This is a genomic window from Virgisporangium aliadipatigenens (assembly GCF_016863615.1).
Classification (GTDB): Bacteria; Actinomycetota; Actinomycetes; order Mycobacteriales; family Micromonosporaceae; genus Virgisporangium; species Virgisporangium aliadipatigenens.
In genome coordinates this window covers 121,980-138,972 of the sequence record NZ_BOPF01000007.1, presented here as the reverse complement: position 1 = coordinate 138,972, position 16,993 = coordinate 121,980, and the positions used below count along the sequence as shown (strand labels likewise).

Here is a 16,993-nt window from a genome sequence, read left to right as displayed (position 1 = left end):
GTGCCGCGCAGATGGCTCAACCCGACCGCGATCGCCGCCGGCGTGCTGCTGCTCGCGGTGCTCGTGATGGCGGTCGTGGCACCGATCGTCTGGTCCGAGAAGGCCGACGCCGTCGACACGGATCAGATCCTGCAGGGCTCCTCGGCGGAACACTGGGCCGGCACCGACAGCCTCGGCCGCGACATCTTCGCGCGCGTTCTCGTCGCCACGGGGCTGTCCGTCTCGCTCGCGCTCGCCGCGACGGCCATCGGCATCAGCGTGGGCATCGTGCTCGGCACCGCCCCGATGCTGTTCGGCACGAGTCCCGCGGGGGTCCGCGCCGGGCGGCTGGTGACGGCGTTCGTCAACATCCTGGTGGCGTTCCCCGGACTGCTGCTGGCGCTCTTCTTCGCCGTGGTCTTCGGCGTGGGGGCCACCGGGGCGCTGCTCGCGATCGGGTTCGCGTCGGCGCCGTCGTTCGCGCGGCTGGTGCACACCCTCGTGGCCGGGATCGCCGAACGGGACTACATCGCCGCCGCGCGCATCGCCGGCGTGGGCCGCGTCCGCCTGCTCGTGCGGCACGTGCTGCCGAACATCGCCGAGCCGCTGGTCGTCAACGCCACCATGGCCGCCGGTGGGGCGCTGCTGTCGTTCGCCGGGCTGTCGTTCCTCGGGTTGGGTGTGCAGATCCCCAGCTACGACTGGGGTCGCATGCTCGGCGAGGGGCTGGGCGGCATCTACGTGCACCCGTCGGCCGCGCTCGCGCCGGGCATCGCGGTCATCGTCGCCGGCCTGGCGTTCAACCTGTTCGGCGAGGCGCTCGCCCGCGCCGTCGGCCTGCGCAACCCGTCGGCGCGCCCGCACCGCACGCCGGTGGCGCCCGCGGTGTCCACATCGGACGGTGCGGCCGTGCTCGCCGTCGAGGGGCTGCGGGTCTCCTACGGCGCCGTGACACCGGTGCGCGGGATCAGTTTCGCCGTCGGGCGGGGCGAGTCGGTGGGCGTGGTCGGCGAGTCGGGTTCGGGCAAGAGCCTCACCGCGCTCGCCGTGGCGCGGCTCATCGAGGAACCCGGTCACGTCTCGGCCGACCGGCTGGAGTTCCAGGGCGAGGACCTGCGGCAGCCCAAGCGCGCGCACCGCAAACTGCTGGGCACCTCGCTGGCGATGGTGTTCCAGGACCCGATGACGTCGCTGAACCCGACCCAGCGGATCGGGCGGCAGCTCGCCGAGGTGGCCGAGCAGCACCAGGGCCTGAACCGCAGGAGCGCCTGGGCGCGGGCCGTCGACCGGCTGCGGGCGGTCCGGGTGCCCGATCCGGCGCGGCGCGCCAAGCAGCTGCCGCACGAGTTCTCCGGCGGCATGCGGCAGCGGGCGATGATCGGCATGGGACTGATGGGCACGCCGGCGCTCGTCATCGCCGACGAACCGACGACCGCGCTCGACGTGACGACCCAGAAGAGCGTCCTGGAACTGCTCCGGGAGCTACGCGAACGGGAGGCCGTCGCGCTGCTGCTGATCAGTCACGACGTGACCGTGGTGCGGCAGGTCTGCGACCGGGTGCTCGTCATGTACGCCGGCCGCATCGTCGAGGAACTGCCCGCCGCGTCGCTGACGACGGCCGCGCGGCACCCGTACACCCGCGCGCTCGTGGCCGCCGTGCCGGACATGGACACGCCGCGGGACCGGCCGCTCGCCACGATCGCGGGCCGTCCCGCCGATCCGGCCGCGCTGCCGGAGGGGTGCGCGTTCGCGCCGCGCTGCCCGCTCGCCGACGAGCGCTGCGCGCGCGAGGACCCGCCGATGGTCGCCGGCGTGGCGTGCTGGAAGGCGGGCGCCGTGATAGCGCCCGACCTGCAGAAGCGGAGCGAGGCAGCGTCATGAGCGTCTTGGACTTCGATCGGGTCACCGTGACGTTCGGCAGGCACACCGTGGTGCGGGACGTCTCCCTGGCCGTCCCGGAGGGCGCCGTCGTCGGGCTCGTCGGCGGCTCCGGCTGCGGCAAGTCGACCCTGGCCCGCGCCGCCGCCGGCCTGGTCCCGCTCGCCGGCGGCCGCATCACCGTCGACGGCGGGTCGCCCCGCGGGCGCATCTCGATGGTGTTCCAGGACCCGTACTCGTCCCTCGATCCGCGCATGCGCATCGGCGCCACGCTCGCCGAGGCCCTCCCCCGCCGCACCCCGGACCGCAAGAGCGAGGTGGCGCGGCTGCTGGATCTCGTCGACCTGGCGCCCGACCGCGCGCGGATGTATCCGCACCAGCTCTCCGGCGGGCAGCGCCAGCGGGTCGCGATCGCCCGTGCGCTCGCCGGCGACCCGGACGTCATCATCGCCGACGAGATCACCTCCGCGCTCGACGTCTCCATCCAGGGCACCGTGCTCAACCTGATCCGCGAACTGCACCGGCGGATGCGGCTCACCGTCCTGTTCATCTCCCACAATCTCGCGGTCGTGCGCTATGTCAGCGACACCATCGCCGTCATGCAGGAAGGCCGGATCGTCGAGCACGGTCCCGCAGACGACGTCCTCTCCGCACCCGAGCACCCGTACACCCGGGAGCTCCTCGAAGCCGTCACCCCGTGAAGCAAGGAGTAGCCCCGTGAGCCGACACGTGCGCATCGAGGACACGTTCTCCGTACCGGAGCAGCCCGCACTCTCTCCCGACGGCACCCGCGTCGTCTATGTCCTGCGCACCACCGACGCCGCCGCCGACACCGACGTCCGTGCACTGTGGACGGTCGGCGCCGAGGAGGGCGAACCGGCGCGGCTCACGCACGGACGGGCCGACACCGCACCGGCCTGGTCCCCGGACGGCACGCGGATCGCGTTCCTGCGCGCCCAGGACGGGCCGGCGCAGGTCTGGATCCTGCCGCTGCCCGGCGAGGCGGCCGCGGTCACCACCCTGCCGCTCGGCGCCGGCGCACCGGTGTGGAGCCCCGACGGCACGAAGCTGGCGTTCGCCGCGCCGGTGCGCACGGCCGGCGGCACCGGCACCGCGCCGATCGTCACCGACCGGCTCGCGTACCACGCGGACGGCACCGGCTTCTTCGGCGACCTGCGCACCCACCTGCACGTGCTGGACCTCGCGACCGGCGAGTGCCGCCAGGTGACCGCCGGCGACTGGCACGCCGGCGCCCCCACCTGGTCGCCGGACGGGACCCGGCTCGCGTTCCCGGCCAGCATCGGCGCCGACGCCGACCTGACGCTGCGCGGCGGCACCCAGGTCGTCGACGTCACCGATCCGTTCGCCGTCCCGCGCCCGGTCGGTCCGCAGGACGGGTTCGCCGGACCGGCGCTCTGGTCGTCCGACGGGGATTCCGTCCTCTCCGTCGGCACGCTCGCCGCCGCGATCGGTCACTCCAGGATCTTCACTTCCCGGGTGAACGGTGGAAGCACGCGCGAACTCACCGAGACGTTCGACCGCAACGTGATGCCGGGCGGGCCGGGCTATCCCGGCGGGCTGCCGCAGCTCGCGGGCGACGGCGGCACACTCGTCTTCTGCGCCCGCGACCGCGGCTGCACGCACGTGTTCGCGGTGCCGGCCGACGGCGGGGAGATCCGCCCGGTGCTCACCGGCGCCGGCCGGGTGGTCAGCGGACTGTCGGCGGCGGGCGAACGGATCGCGGTCGTGCTGAGCACGCCGGAGTCGTTCGGCGACATCGTGGTGCTGGACCTGGAAACCGGCGCCGAGCGCGCGCGCACCTCGTACGGAACCGGTGCGGCACAACCGTTCCGGCGGGTCGAACGGGAGTTCACGGTCTCCGACGGCACCACGGTGCACGGCTGGGTCGTGCGCGACCCGGCGCGCGAAGGGGCCGGACCGCTGCTGCTGGACATCCACGGCGGCCCGCACAACGCCTGGAACGGCGCCGCCGACGAGATCCACCGCTACCACGACGAACTGGTCTCGCGCGGCTGGACGGTGCTGCTGCTGAACCCGCGCGCCAGCGACGGCTACGGCGAGGAGTTCTTCACGGCCACCGTGGGCGGGTGGGGACTCGTCGACGCGAAGGACCTCCTGGAACCCGTCGACGCACTGGTCGCCGAGGGGCTCGCCGACCCGGAGCGGCTGGCCGTCACGGGCTACAGCTACGGCGGCTACATGACCTGCTACCTCACCGGCGTCGACGACCGGTTCGCCGCGGCCGTCGCCGGTGGCGTGCTGGTGGACCTGGAGAGCTTCGCCGGAACGGCCGAGGACGGGCACCTCTTCTCGTCGCTGGTGTTCGGCGCGGCCCGGGCCGAGGACCCCGAGCGCTACGCGGCCATGGCACCACTGTCCCATGTGGACAGTGTGCGCACGCCGACGCTCATCCTGCACGGCACCGACGACGCCACGTGTCCGGTCGGACAGGCCCAGCAGTGGCACACCGCGCTGCGGGCCCGCGGCGTGCCGACCCGTCTGGTGCTGTACCCGGACGCGCCGCACGCGTTCATCCTGGACGGCCGGCCGTCGCACCGGCGCGACTGGAACCGCCGCACCGTCGAGTGGGTCACCCAGCACACCGGCTCCGGCCGCCCGGCGATCGACGCCGGGCACTGGCAGCGCCGGCTGGACACGCTCGCCGCGCGGTACAAGGTTCCCGGCGCGGCGCTCGGCATCCTGCGGGTCGGCGAGCCGGACGAGCAGATCGCCGTCGCCTACGGCGTCCTGAACAAGGACACCGGCGTCGCGGCGACACCCGACTCGCTGTTCCAGATCGGTTCGAACACGAAGGTCTGGACCGCGACGCTCATCATGCAACTGGTCGACCAAGGCAAACTGGACCTCGACGCGCCGGTCTCCGACTACCTGCCGGACCTGCGCCTGTCCGACCCGGACCTGACCAAGCAGGTCACCGTGCGACACCTGCTCACCCACACCAGCGGCATCGACGGCGACGTGTTCACCGACACCGGCCGGGGCGACGACGCCGTCGAGAAGTACGTGGCGGCGCTGGTGAACGTCGCGCAGAACCACCCGCTCGGCGCCACCTGGTCCTACTGCAACTCCGGGTTCACCCTTGCCGGGCGGATCGTCGAGGTGCTGACCGGCGGCACCTACGACGAGGCGCTGCGCACGCGCATCTTCGAGCCGCTCGGCCTCGCCAAGACGGTCACGCTGCCCGAGGAGGCGCTGCTGCACCTGGCCGCCTGCGGGCACGTGTCGCCGCCCGGCGCCGACGAACCGGTGCGCGCGCCGGTCTGGGGCATCCCGCGTTCGGCGGGACCGGCCGGGCTCATCACCTCGACGGTGAGCGACGTGTTGGCGTTCGCCCGGATGCATCTGACGGGCGGCCTGGCGGCGGACGGCACCCGCGTCCTGAGCGCGGAGAGCGTGGCCGCGATGCTCTCCCACCAGGTGGACCTGCCGGAGCGGTACACGCTCGGCGACTCGTGGGGAATCGGCTGGGCCCGCTCCGAGTGGGACGGCACCCGGCTCGTCGGCCACGGCGGCAACACCATCGGCCAGTCGGCGTACTTCGAGATGATCCCGGGGCAGGGCTTCGCGGTGTGCCTGCTGACCAACGGCGACAACTCGCACGACCTGTACGAGGACCTGTACACCGAGATCTTCGCGGAGCTGGCGGGCGTGGCGAAGCCGAAACCGATCGAACCGCCGGAGGTTCCCGTCGAGGTGTCGCTCGGCGAGCGGGCCGGCACCTACGAGCGGGCGAGCCAGCGCCTCGAGGTGCTCGACAACGCCGACGGCCCGCTCCTGCGGATCACCGTCACCGGCGAACTGGCCGCGCTGCAACCGGAGCCGACCCGGGAGCTGCCGATGGTCGCCGTCCACGAGGACATGTACGTGGTGCGGCTGCCCACCATGCGGACCTGGATCCCGGTCACCTTCTACACCCTCGCCACCGGCGAGCGGTACATGCACCTCGGTGTCCGCGCGACCCCCAAGGTCGCTTGATGCACCCGCTCCTGCACCGCATGGTGGAACGGCTTCCCGAGATGCTGGCCGGCATCGGGACGCTGGTGCGCTGCGAGTCCCCGTCGGCCGACCACGACGCCGTGGCCCGCAGCGCCGACGTCGTCACCGCGCTCGGCACGCCGCTGCTCGGCGGCGAACCGGAGCGGATCGTCCTCGACGGCGTCACGCACCTGCGCTGGCGCAAGGGAACCGGCGACGGGGTGCTGCTGCTCGGGCACCACGACACGGTCTGGCCGGTCGGATCGCTGGAGTCCAGACCGTTCCACGTGGAGAACGGGATCCTGCGCGGACCCGGCTGCTTCGACATGAAGGCCGGCCTGGTCATGGCCATGTACGCGGCGACCGAACTCGACGACGTGACCCTGCTCGTCACCGGCGACGAGGAACTCGGCTCGCCGAGCTCCCGGGAACTGGTCGAGGAAGAGGCCAAGCGGTGCGTGGCCGCGCTCGTCCTCGAGGCGTCGGCCGACGGCGGCGCGCTGAAGACGGAACGCAAGGGCATCGCCCGCTTCGAGGTGCACGCGCACGGCCGCGCCGCACACGCCGGCCTCGAACCGGAGAAGGGCGTCAACGCCACGGTCGAACTGGCGCACCAGATCCTCGCGGTGAGCGGCCTCGCCGACCCGGCGGCCGGCACCACGGTCACGCCGACGCTGCTGACCTCGGGCACGTCGACGAACACCGTGCCGGCCCACGGCGACTTCGCGATCGACGTGCGGGCCCGCACGGTCGCCGAACAGAACCGGATCGACGCGGCGCTGCACGCGCTGCGGCCGGCGCTGGACGGCGCCACGCTGACCGTCGTCGCCGGCCCGAGCCGTCCGCCGCTGGAGTCCGCCGCGTCGCAGGCCCTGTACGCGCGGGCCGTGGCGCTCGCCGCCGAACTGGGCCTGCCGCCGCTGACCCGCGCCGCCGTCGGCGGGGGCTCGGACGGCAACCTGACCGCCGGCGTCGGCGTGCCCACCCTGGACGGGCTCGGCGCGGTCGGCGGCGGCGCGCACGCCGACCACGAGCACGTACTCGTCGCCGAACTGCCGGGCCGGGCGGCGCTCGTCACCGCCCTCGCCCTCGACCTCACCGAGAGCCGCCGATGACCACACACATCCGGGAGCTGCACGGCCGTGCCGAGATCGACGGCGCCATCGGCCTGTTCGACTCCATCTGGCAGTTCGATCCCGCCAACCCGCCGATCACCGCCGAGATCCTGCAGGCGCTGATGAAGGCGGGCGGCTACGCCGCCGGGGCGTTCGACGGCGAACGGCTGATCGGCGCCTGCGTCGGCTTCTTCGGCCCGCCCGCCGAGGCGGAGCTGTACAGCTACATCGCCGGCGTGGCACCGGATCACCGCGGCGTCGGGCACGCCCTGAAGCTGCACCAGCGCTCGTGGGCCCTGGCCCGCGGGGTGCGCAGCATCGCGTGGACCTACGATCCGCTGATCAGCCGCAACGCCTACTTCAACGTGGCGAAGCTGGGCGCCGAGCCGGTCGAGTACCTGCCCAACTTCTACGGTTCGATGAACGACGCCATCAACGGCAGCGACGACTCCGACCGGCTGCTCATCCGCTGGGACCTGCGCGCGCCGCACGTCGAGGCGGCCGCCGCCGGCACGCCGCGCATCGTCGACGCGCTCGCGATCCCGGGGGCGGTGATCGCACTCGACCGTTCCGAGGACGGGCTGCCGATGGCGACGAAGTACAGCGCGGAAACGGTGCTCGTCGCGGTGCCGCCGGACGTGGAATCGTTGCGGGGCACGGATCCGGACGCCGCGAAGGCGTGGCGGCTGGCCGTGCGTGACGTGCTCGGCCCGCTGCTCGGCGGTGGCGCGCGGGTCACCGGATTCGACCGCAACGGCTGGTACGTGGTTTCCGGGTCGCCCGGCACGGGTGGCGAGGATCCGCACGGCACGGGCCGCGATGAAGAGAGGGCGAGTCGTGACACTGAAGCTTGAGGGCGTCGAGCTGATCCGGATCCGGATGCCGCTGGTGGCGCCGTTCCGCACGTCGTTCGGGACGGAGACGACGCGCGAGATCCTGCTGCTGCGGGCCGTCACGAACGGCGCCGAGGGCTGGGGCGAGTGCGTGGCGATGAACGACCCGCTGTACTCGTCGGAGTACGTCGACGGGGCCGCCGACGTGTTGCGGCGCTTCCTCGTGCCGGCGCTGCGCACCGGTGTGCCGGCCACCGGCGTCGCGCCGGCGCTGGCGCGGTTCAAGGGGCACCGGATGGCGAAGGCCGCGCTGGAGACCGCCGTTCTCGACGCCGAACTGCGGGCCGAGGGACGCTCGTTCGGCCGCGAACTCGGCGCCGTGCGGGAACGGGTGCCGAGCGGCGTCTCCGTCGGCATCATGTCCTCGATCGACGCGCTCCTCGACGCCGTGGCCGGGTATCTCGCCGAGGGGTACCTGCGGATCAAGCTGAAGATCGAGCCCGGGTGGGACGTCGAGCCGGTGCGCGCCGTGCGGGAGCGCTTCGGGGACGCGGTTCTCCTGCAGGTCGACGCGAACACCGCCTACACCGTCGGCGACGCGCGGCACCTGGCGAAGCTCGACCCGTTCGACCTGCTGCTGATCGAACAGCCGCTGGACGAGGAGGACGTGCGCGGGCACGCGGCGCTGGCGAGGCAGCTGCGCACGCCGGTGTGCCTGGACGAGTCCATCGTCTCCGCGCGCGCGGCGGCCGACGCGATCGCGTTTGGCGCCTGCGCCATCGTGAACATCAAGCCGGGCCGGGTCGGCGGCTACCTGGAGGCGCGCCGGGTGCACGACGTGTGCGCCGCGCACGGCGTTCCGGTGTGGGCCGGCGGCATGTTGGAGACCGGGCTCGGCCGCGCCGCGAACGTCGCCCTGGCCGCGCTTCCCGGGTTCACGCTGCCCGGGGACACCTCCGCGTCGGGCCGCTACTACCGGGAGGACATCACGGAGCCGTTCGTGCTCGTCGACGGGCATCTCGCCGTGCCGAGCGGGCCGGGGCTCGGGGTGGCCCCGCTGCCGGACCGCCTCGCCGAGGTCACCGTGGCCACGGAGTGGATCGCCGCGACGCCCGTGGGGTGAGCCATATGCTGGCACCGGTGAACCAGCGACCCCAGGCAAGTCTCGGCCGCGTGCTCGACGATCTCGGCGCCACGCTGCTGGAACTGCTGCGCGGCGACGCCGACAAGGCGGGTGAGATCGGCGGCGTCGTCATCCACGACCCGCTGGAGGAGCCGGCCTATCCGCAGCGGGCGATCGTCCTGGGCGTGGGTGTGCGCGACCCCGACGACACGGCGGCGCTGCTGCGGCTGGTGGCCGAGCATCAGGCTGCGGCGCTGATCCTGCGGGCGCCGGTGAAGCTGACCGGCGCGGTCACCACGGCCGTCGACGAGACCGGCGTGGCGCTGCTCGGGCTGACCCGGGGCGCCACCTGGACCCAGCTCGCCGCGATGCTGCGCGCGCTGCTCGGCGAGGGGGACGTCGGCGAGGCGGACTCCGAGACGATCGCCGGGATGCCCTCGGGTGACCTGTTCGCGCTGGCCAACGCCGTCGCGGCATTACTGGACGCGCCGGTCACCATCGAGGACCGAAGCTCGCGGGTGCTGGCGTTCTCCGGCCGGCAGGACGAGGCCGACCCGTCCCGCGTGGAGACGATCCTCGGGCGGCAGGTACCCGAACGGTTCGCGCGCCTGCTCGCCGAGCGCGGCGTCTTCCGCGACCTGTACCGCAGCGAGGAGCCGGTGTTCGTGCCGCCCGCACCGGAGAAGTTCGACGACTTCAACGTGCCACGCGTGGCGATGGCGGTGCGCTCCGGCGACGAGGTGCTGGGCTCGATCTGGGCCGCCGTGCGGGAACCGCTGAGCGCCGACCGCACCGAGGCGCTGCGCGACGCGGCCCGGCTGGTGGCGTTGCACATGCTGCGGATCCGGGCCGGCGCCGACGTGGAACGCCGCCTGCGCACCGACCTGCTCTCCACCGCGCTCGAGGGCGGCGCCGGCGCGCGGGAGGCGCTGAACCGCCTCGGCCTCGCCGACCAGCCGGTGGTGGTGCTCGCCCTCGGCACCCGCGGCGCGCTCGCGGTCGACGCCGACGCGTCCGTGACGACCGAACGGCAGCGGCTCAGCGACGGGCTGGCGTTGCACCTGAGCGCGATCCACCCCCGGTGCGCCACCGCGCTGCTCGGCGACGTCACCTACGGGCTGGTGCCGGTGATGCGCGACGCCGACGGGGAGGAACGCGGCCTGCGCATCGCGACGGAGTTCCTCGACCGGGTCGGCGACCGGGTGCGCGGGGTCGTCGGCATCGGACCCGTGGCGCGGGACATCGCCGGGCTGGCGGCCTCCCGGGCGGCGGCCGACCGGGCGCTGCGGGTGCTGCGGGCCGGCTCGGCGGTGCGGGTCGCCCGCCTCTCCGACGTCCACGTGGAGAGCCTGCTGCTGGAACTGCGCGACATCGTGGCCACCCGGGGCGACGGCCCCACCGGTGCGGTCGCGAAGCTGTACGCGTACGACGCGAAGCACCACGCCTGCCTGGTCGACACGCTGCGGGCGTGGCTCGACGCGTTCGGGGACGTGATCGCGGCCTCGGCCGCCCTGTACGTGCACCCGAACACGTTCCGGTACCGGCTGCGCCGCCTCGCCGAGGTGGGCGGGATCGACCTGACCGATCCGGAGGCCCGGTTCGCGGCGATGCTCCAGCTGCGGATCGTTCCCCCGCCGCGGGACTGACTACGGCCGGCGCAGCAGCGCCGGGGGAAGCGCCTCGTTGAGCCACGCCTCGGAGCGGTCGAGCGACCACCCGAGGTCGTCGGTCCGGATGAAGTACGCCGCGTTGCACAGGTGCAGCCAGAGCAGGTCGGTGGCGGCCTCGACGTCGACGTCGTCGCGCAGGGCGTCGAGCGTCGCCAGCCGCCGGGCGGTCAGGGCCAGCCCGTGGCGCATGCTGGCGTGGGCGATCCGCTGGGTCTCGCGGACCGTCGGCTCCTGCGGCGCGGCCGCGGCGACCTGGCGCATGAGGTCCGCCCACTTCTCGAACATCTCGCGGGTGGCGCGCACGATGAAGCGGATCAGGTCCGCCGGGTCGGTGGACTCCTCGATGCGGGCGAGGATGACCGGCACCTCCTCGGCACCGGTGCCGGACTCGATGAGCGTGCGCAGCAGGCCGTTCTTGCCGCCGCCGACCGCGTACACGGTGGCCGGCGCGACCCGCGCGGACTGGGCGATCTCCTCGACTTTCGTGCCGAAGTAGCCCTTCTCGATGAACAGCGCGCGGGCGGCCTCCACGATCGCCTGCCTGGTGTGCTGGGCGTATTCGGCTCGTCGACCTCTCGGAACGGGCTTGCGCACGCCGAAGATCGTACTTGCTACAGTTCGCCAGAGTCGACTCTGATCAAAATAGCCCACTCTGCGAAGGCGGCGTTCCCCTCATGAAGGCCCTGTTCACCACGTTCCCGGCGTACGGCCACCTGCTGCCGATGCTGCCGCTGGCCCGCGCTGTCGCGGCACACGGCGACGAGGCGGTGATCGCCGCGCACGGCGACCTGCACGCCGCCGCGACCGGCCTGCCGACGCGCCCGGTCGGCCCGGCCCTGTCCACCCTCATCGCGACGAACGCGGAAGCGATGGAGTGGCGCAGCGATCGCGGGGACGACGCCGACCTGCTCGCCGCCACGGTCGCGCTGTTCACGACGACCGCCGCCGACCTGACGTTCGACGAGATGAGCGCACTCGTCGCCCGCGAACGGCCGGACGTGCTCGTCGCCGAGATGTGGGACTTCGTGACGCCGCTGGTCGCCGCGAAGCTCGGCATCCCGCACGTGAGGTTCACGCACAGCCCGGCGACCGCCGTCGACCCGGCGCTCGCGGCCGGCGCCGAGGAGGCCGGCGCGCAGCGCGACCTGACCGTGCCGGCACCGCTGGCGAACGTTCAGCTGTGGCCGGAGTGGCTCGAGACGCAGCCGGTCGAGCCGGACGACTCCCGGATCGCGATCAGCAGCAGCGCGTACGACACCGCCGAGCCGGTCCGGCTGCCCGCGTTCGGCGACGGCCGGCCGGTCGTGCTCGTCACGCTCGGCACCGTGGTGGACGACCTGGAGCTGCTGCGTTCCGCCGTCGACGCGGTGCTGGCGGCGGGCGCGAACGCGCTGGTCACGACCGGCTTCACCACGACCCCCGAGGATCTGAAGGCCGACCCGGAGCGGGTCCGCGCGGTGTCGTTCGCCCCGATCGGCCGGCTGCTCGACCGGGTGCGGGCGGTGGTGGCGGCCGGCGGCTCCGGCACCACCCTCGCGACGCTCTCGCGCGGGCTGCCGATGCTGTTCGTGCCGCGGATCGCGAACCAGCCGCAGATCGCCGCGGCGGTCACGGCGTTCGGCGCCGGCATCACGCCCGAACCGCTCGCCGGGTCCGTGCGTTCGTTGATCGACGAGCCGAGCCTGCGTGTCCGCGCCGAGGACGCCCGGGACCGGCTCGCCGCCCGGCCCTCCCCGGAGGCCGCGTGGTCGGCGCTGCGCGCCCGCGTCACCTGAGCCGGGGGCCCGCCGCGGCGGTCAGGTGCCGTCCGCCGCGGCCACCTCGACGAGCGCACCGAGCCGGCGCAGGGCCTCCCGGGCCCCGGCCGCCGGCAACGACAGCAGGTCCGGCTCCGCCGTCGTCCCGACGTTGAGGAACGTCACCGGGTCCCACGGCGGCGCCGGCTGCGACAGGTGCGCGACGAGCGGGTTGAGGTCCGGGTCGAAGACCACGTCGCCCAGGCAGGGAACGCCGTCGACCTGCACCGGTGCGGACCGGTGGTGGCCCGTCTCGCCCGCGCGGTACTCCGGCCTCGGCCGGGTGGCGGTGCAGTGTGCCCGGTCGCACCAGCCGGGGTGCTCCAACTCCGCCACCGCATCCTCCTACGGTTCGCGTCCGTTCCCTGACGTTACGACACGCCCGCCGTCGAGGTGACGCCCTTCGCGCAGCGGGTCTACCAGACCAGCGCGGCCTGCGGGGCGGCGGCGAAACGGTCGTCGATCGGCGCCGGGTCGGGTCGACGGATCGCCGGCTTGAGGTGGCGGACGATGACGTCGGAGACCGCCCCGTAGCCGGGCACGATCGGCCGGGCCCGCGCGCCGCGCACCGCCTGGCGCAGGCTCGCCGCGTGCGGCAACGCCCGCGACGTAGGAGCACGCCGAGGCCGCGGTCGTTCCGGGCGGGTCCACCCTCGGGTTGCATGGGCGTGAGGTCGGCACGAACGGGCCGTCCGCCGGCGCTCAGCGCAGCGCGGCGACCAGCCACTCGAGCTCCGCCGTGGCGTCCGGGGCGGCGTGCTGCCCGCGCACCCGGGAGACGAGCCCGCGGTAGCGCTCCGCCTGCGCCGCGAGGCCGGCCTCGACACACCGCCGCGCGGCCCGCAGGTCGTCGCCGCGCAGCAGCTCGGCGACCAGTTCGGCGGCCTCGGGCGTGTCGGGGCCGACGCCGCGCCGCCGGGCCCGCGCGACGGCGTTCACCACCTGCCGGGCCCACCACACGCGTGCCCCGGGCGGGGTGGCCTGTCCGGGGGCCCGGGTGGACAGCTCCAGGAACGTGCGCATCCGGGCCCGGAAGTCCGGGTCGTGGACCAGTTCGGCCAGCTCGATCCAGGCGTCCACCTGCTCGGGCGTCGGGTCGTCGGGCAGGTCGATGCGCAGGTCCCGGAGGCGTTCCCGCACGTCGGGCCCGACGTCGAGGCCGCCGAAGACGTCCCGTTTGAACTCCTCGACGATCTGCGCGCGTTCGGCGGCCGACAGCCGCGCCAGTCTGTTCATCAGTGCCGTCTCCGCAGCGCTCGATCCGCGTTTCGCCACGGTGGACAGCACGGCCCGGCTCACCTTCAGCGAACGGATCCGGGCGTCCAGCGCGGCCACGTGCGCGTCGGCCACATCGGCGACGCTGGCCCGCCCGTCGAGCACCCGGCACACGGCGTCCAGGCCGAGGCCGAGTTCGCGCAGGGTGCGCACGAGTTCGACCCGGGCGACGGACGTCGCGTCGTACATCCGGTAGCCGCCCGCCGAACGGGACACCGGCGGCACCGCGCCCTCGTCCGACCAGAAGCGCAGGGTCCGCGCCGGCAGGCCGGTGCGCCGCGCCAGCTGTCCGATGGTGAGCAGGTCGGGGCTTTCCTCCATGGAACGATCCTCGACCCCGCAGCCGCTGGAAGGTCAAGCGCGGCGGGACCGGAGGGTCCACGCGCTCCGCTACCGGTGGACCGATTGCAGGAGGGTGCGCGCGCTCGCCTCCACCGCGTCCGGCGCGGGCCGCGTCGTCCAGCCGAGCAGCCGGTGCGCCTTCGCCGAGGAGCGGATCCGCTTGTGTCCCAGGGTGGCGATGAGCGTGCCGAGGTCGGGGTCGGTGGTGGCGGCATGGCGGATCACCTCGTCCGGCAGCGGCTGCGTCGGAACGCGGGCCGCGTCCTCGCCCAGCCGTTCCCGCAGGATCTCGGCGATCTCGGCCATCCAGAGGAACGGTCCGGTGCCGAGGAACCGTTCGCCGGCGGCCGCCGGGTCGGTCATCGCCCGCACGTGCAGGTCGGCGATGTCGCGCACGTCGACCACCTCGACGCCGACCCGCGGCAGCCCCGGCATCCGGCCGGCCAGCAGGTCGTCGACCAGGCGCAACGAGCCGAGGTTGGCCAGCGGGCCCTGCACGGGGCCGAGCACCCAACCGGGCAGGACGGTGCTGAGCTCGGTCGCTCCGCCGTGCTCGGCGATGAAGTCCCAGGCCGCCCGCTCGGCGATCGGCTTGGCACGCCGGTAGGGCGTGAGCACCGGATCGTCCGGGTCGGTCCAGAGGGTCTCGTCGGTGACCGCGTCGGGGGTGCTCGAGTGCGCGCTGGCGGCCGCCGCCGACGAGGTGACCACGACCCGGCGCACCTTCGCGGCGACGGCGGCCCGCAGGACCCGCAGGGTGCCCTCCCGGGCGGGACCCACCAGCGCGTGCGGGTCGGTGGGGTCGGTGTCCCCGGTGAGGACCGGCGACGCGACGTGCAGCACGTAGTCGCAGCCCTCGGCGGCCGCCGCCCAGCCGTCGTCCCGCATCAGGTCCGCCACGACGGCTTCGGTGCCGGCGGGTGCGCGCCCCGGGTCACGAACCGTCGTGCGCACCTCGTATCCCCGATCGAGGAGCGCGGAGACGCACCAGCCCGCCAGAAAACCGGATCCGCCGGTCACCAGAACGCGTTCAGTCATGTCCGGTAGGACGGATCCTCACCGCCGGAACGTTCGACACCGACCCGATCGCTAGGGAATACCGTGCCGTCGACCTCCGCACGCACCGCGGCGACGACGGCCGCCTCGTGCGCCCGCAGGTGCACCTCCGGGACCCCGGTCCGGGCGACGACCGTACGCGCGTTGCCGGGCCGCACCCCTCCCCCGGCGAGCACCACGATCCGTCGCCCCGCCCGCGCCACCAGCGACGCGAGGGCCGGCGTCCCCTCGACGGCGCTCGGCCGTCCGCCGGAGGTCAGGACCCGGTCCACGCCGAGGTCGAGGAGCGCGTCGAGCCCCCGCTCCAGATCCCCGATCCGGTCGAACGCCTTGTGGAACGTCACCGGCCGCCCCGCGCACCGCCGGACGAGGTCCCGCGTGACGGCCACGTCGATCTCGTCGGCGTCGGTGAGCGCCCCCAGCACGAACCCCACCGGCACCGCGGCCTTCTCGGCGAGCGCGCACACGGCGTCGATGTCGGCGGCCATCACGTCGCGCTCGAGCGCGCTGTAGCGGAAGTCGCCGCCGCGCGGCCGGATCAGCACGTGCACGCCGACCCGCCGCACCGCGCGCAACACCGTGGCCACCATGCCGATGCTGGGTGTGATGCCGCCGACGGAGAGGTCGGCGCACAGCTCGACCCGGTCCGCCCCGGCCGCCTCGGCGACGAGCGCGCTGTCGACGCGGTCGACACAGATCTCGACCTTGACCGGCTCACCCGTGCGCGACGGCGACCCGCCTCGGGGTGCGCCGCGTTCGATCAGCATGGCGTGCAGCGTAGCGGCGGCTCCCGGCGCCGGGAGGGGCCAGACCCTGGCCCACCGCCCGAGAGGTGATCACCCGAACCGCGGGTATACGCGACGGTGCGTCCGGCATCGAAGGGCGCGACGACCCACCGGGAGTGTCGCCATGAAGCATGTGGTCATCACCGACTGCGACCACGGAGACGTCGACCGCGAACTGGCGCTGCTGGCCCCGCACGCCCGGGTCACCGTGGCGGACTGCCGCACCGAGGAGGAGGTCCTGGCCGTCGCGGCCGACGCGGACGCGATCATCTGCCAGTACGCGCCGATCAGCGCGCGCGTCCTCGCCGGGCTGCGCCGGTGCCGGGTCGTGGTGCGCTACGGCATCGGCTACGACACCATCGACGCCACCGCGGCCACCGCATACGGCATACCGGTGTGCAACGTTCCGGACTACTGCGTGGCGGAGGTCGCCGACCACGCGCTCGCGCTGGCCCTCCTGCTGCTGCGCGGGATCGGACCGCTCGCGCGGTCGGTCCGCGCCGGGGAGTGGGACTACCGGGCGGCCGGGCCGCTGCGTCGCACCGGCACGCTGACCGTGGGCGTGGTCGGGTACGGGCGGATCGGGGCGGCGTTCGCGGGCCGGGTGCGGGCGTTGGGCGCGACCGTGCTCGCCGCCGACCCGCGCCCGCTGCCGGACGACGTGCCGCAGGTGCCGCTGGACGAACTTCTCTCCCTCTGCGACCTCGTCTCGCTGCACGTCCCGGGCGGCGGCGTGATCCTGGGGGAACGCGAGTTCGGGCTCATGCGGCCCGGATCCTGCCTGGTCAACGTCTCCCGAGGGTCCCTTGTGGACGAACGTGCCCTGCTCGGCGCGCTCGACCGGGGTGTCGTGCGCGGCGCCGCCCTCGACGTGCTGCACGACGAACCGCCTTCCGACCGCACCCTCGTCACGCACGAACGCGTCGTCGTCACCCCGCACAGCGCCTGGTACTCCGAGGAGGCGCTGCACACGCTGAAGGACTCCGTGGCGCTGGAAGTGCTGCGCGTGCTGCGCGGCGAGGCGCCCCGCAACGCCGTGAACCGCGTCCCCGCGTGACGCGCCCCGCCCACCCGACTGGCGCGCGGCGTCCGACGACGTGCAGGATCGCACCGTGACGAAGGCA

Annotated in this window: 15 protein-coding genes; 9 read left to right on the top strand and 6 right to left on the bottom strand. The window is 74.0% G+C overall.

What is annotated here, in order from left to right; all coding sequences use genetic code 11:
- The 7 genes from Val02_RS11295 to Val02_RS11265 are packed head-to-tail and all read left to right on the top strand — an operon-like array spanning position 1 to position 10,591.
- The gene (locus Val02_RS11295; RefSeq protein WP_239152719.1) at positions 1–1,860 is read left to right on the top strand and encodes a dipeptide/oligopeptide/nickel ABC transporter permease/ATP-binding protein; all 1,860 of its coding nucleotides are present in this window, start codon (positions 1–3) and stop codon (positions 1,858–1,860) included.
- Complete coding sequence (locus Val02_RS11290) at positions 1,857–2,558, top strand: ABC transporter ATP-binding protein (protein WP_203898931.1); 702 nt, start codon at positions 1,857–1,859, stop codon at positions 2,556–2,558. Before Val02_RS11295 ends, Val02_RS11290 begins: the two co-directional genes overlap by 4 nt.
- 16 nt (positions 2,559–2,574) lie before the next feature.
- The gene (locus tag Val02_RS11285) at positions 2,575–5,874 is read left to right on the top strand and encodes a serine hydrolase (RefSeq protein ID WP_203898930.1); all 3,300 of its coding nucleotides are present in this window, start codon (positions 2,575–2,577) and stop codon (positions 5,872–5,874) included.
- A complete protein-coding gene (locus Val02_RS11280) occupies positions 5,874–6,989 on the top strand; it encodes a M20 family metallopeptidase (protein ID WP_239152717.1) in 1,116 nt (371 codons plus the stop codon). The genes Val02_RS11285 and Val02_RS11280 overlap by 1 nt, the downstream gene beginning before the upstream one ends.
- Positions 6,986–7,843, top strand: a complete 858-nt coding sequence (locus tag Val02_RS11275) for a GNAT family N-acetyltransferase (protein WP_203898929.1) — start codon at positions 6,986–6,988, stop codon at positions 7,841–7,843. The genes Val02_RS11280 and Val02_RS11275 overlap by 4 nt, the downstream gene beginning before the upstream one ends.
- Positions 7,827–8,945: an o-succinylbenzoate synthase gene (gene menC / locus Val02_RS11270; RefSeq protein WP_239152715.1), complete on the top strand. Its 1,119-nt coding sequence runs from the start codon at positions 7,827–7,829 to the stop codon at positions 8,943–8,945. Before Val02_RS11275 ends, menC begins: the two co-directional genes overlap by 17 nt.
- Positions 8,946–8,962: 17 nt before the next feature.
- The gene (locus tag Val02_RS11265; RefSeq protein WP_239152713.1) at positions 8,963–10,591 is read left to right on the top strand and encodes a PucR family transcriptional regulator; all 1,629 of its coding nucleotides are present in this window, start codon (positions 8,963–8,965) and stop codon (positions 10,589–10,591) included.
- Here the strand turns inward: Val02_RS11265 and Val02_RS11260 are convergent, their stop codons facing one another.
- Positions 10,592–11,209, bottom strand: coding sequence for a TetR/AcrR family transcriptional regulator (locus Val02_RS11260; protein ID WP_239152712.1), 618 nt, complete (start codon positions 11,207–11,209; stop codon positions 10,592–10,594).
- 80 nt (positions 11,210–11,289) lie between these two features.
- On the opposite strand from Val02_RS11260, the gene Val02_RS11255 reads away from it, so the two are divergent.
- Positions 11,290–12,390: a glycosyltransferase gene (locus Val02_RS11255; RefSeq protein WP_203898927.1), complete on the top strand. Its 1,101-nt coding sequence runs from the start codon at positions 11,290–11,292 to the stop codon at positions 12,388–12,390.
- 21 nt (positions 12,391–12,411) lie between these two features.
- Here the strand turns inward: Val02_RS11255 and Val02_RS11250 are convergent, their stop codons facing one another.
- The 5 genes from Val02_RS11250 to Val02_RS11230 all read right to left on the bottom strand — a co-directional run bounded on the left by Val02_RS11250 (position 12,412) and on the right by Val02_RS11230 (position 15,851).
- Complete coding sequence (locus tag Val02_RS11250) at positions 12,412–12,747, bottom strand: hypothetical protein (protein WP_203898926.1); 336 nt, start codon at positions 12,745–12,747, stop codon at positions 12,412–12,414.
- A gap of 80 nt (positions 12,748–12,827) precedes the next feature.
- Positions 12,828–13,010 (bottom strand): hypothetical protein, encoded by a 183-nt coding sequence (locus Val02_RS11245; protein ID WP_203898925.1) that lies wholly within the window; start codon positions 13,008–13,010, stop codon positions 12,828–12,830.
- Between the two features lie 103 nt (positions 13,011–13,113).
- Positions 13,114–14,007: a MerR family transcriptional regulator gene (locus Val02_RS11240; RefSeq protein ID WP_203898924.1), complete on the bottom strand. Its 894-nt coding sequence runs from the start codon at positions 14,005–14,007 to the stop codon at positions 13,114–13,116.
- A 69-nt stretch (positions 14,008–14,076) separates the two neighbouring features.
- Positions 14,077–15,066 carry an NAD-dependent epimerase/dehydratase family protein gene (locus tag Val02_RS11235; protein ID WP_203898923.1) on the bottom strand — a complete coding sequence of 330 codons (990 nt, stop codon included), beginning with the start codon at positions 15,064–15,066 and terminating at the stop codon, positions 14,077–14,079.
- Entirely contained in the window at positions 15,063–15,851 is a 789-nt protein-coding gene (locus Val02_RS11230; RefSeq protein ID WP_203898922.1) for a copper homeostasis protein CutC, read from the bottom strand. Before Val02_RS11230 ends, Val02_RS11235 begins: the two co-directional genes overlap by 4 nt.
- A gap of 142 nt (positions 15,852–15,993) precedes the next feature.
- Between Val02_RS11230 and Val02_RS11225 the strand changes: the two genes are divergently transcribed.
- Complete coding sequence (locus tag Val02_RS11225) at positions 15,994–16,926, top strand: C-terminal binding protein (protein ID WP_203898921.1); 933 nt, start codon at positions 15,994–15,996, stop codon at positions 16,924–16,926.
- Positions 16,927–16,993 lie beyond the last annotated feature (67 nt).

Bases quoted from the DNA above. Each gene is read 5' to 3' on its own strand.
- Val02_RS11280 (WP_239152717.1), top strand. From the start codon at position 5,874: ATGCACCCGCTCCTGCACCGCATGGTGGAACGGCTTCCCGAGATGCTG.
- Val02_RS11275 (WP_203898929.1), top strand. From the start codon at position 6,986: ATGACCACACACATCCGGGAGCTGCACGGCCGTGCCGAGATCGACGGC.
- Val02_RS11235 (WP_203898923.1), bottom strand. From the start codon at position 15,066: ATGACTGAACGCGTTCTGGTGACCGGCGGATCCGGTTTTCTGGCGGGC.
- Val02_RS11225 (WP_203898921.1), top strand. From the start codon at position 15,994: ATGAAGCATGTGGTCATCACCGACTGCGACCACGGAGACGTCGACCGC.
- Val02_RS11240 (WP_203898924.1), bottom strand. From the start codon at position 14,007: ATGGAGGAAAGCCCCGACCTGCTCACCATCGGACAGCTGGCGCGGCGC.
- Val02_RS11255 (WP_203898927.1), top strand. From the start codon at position 11,290: ATGAAGGCCCTGTTCACCACGTTCCCGGCGTACGGCCACCTGCTGCCG.
- Val02_RS11230 (WP_203898922.1), bottom strand. From the start codon at position 15,851: ATGCTGATCGAACGCGGCGCACCCCGAGGCGGGTCGCCGTCGCGCACG.
- Val02_RS11290 (WP_203898931.1), top strand. From the start codon at position 1,857: ATGAGCGTCTTGGACTTCGATCGGGTCACCGTGACGTTCGGCAGGCAC.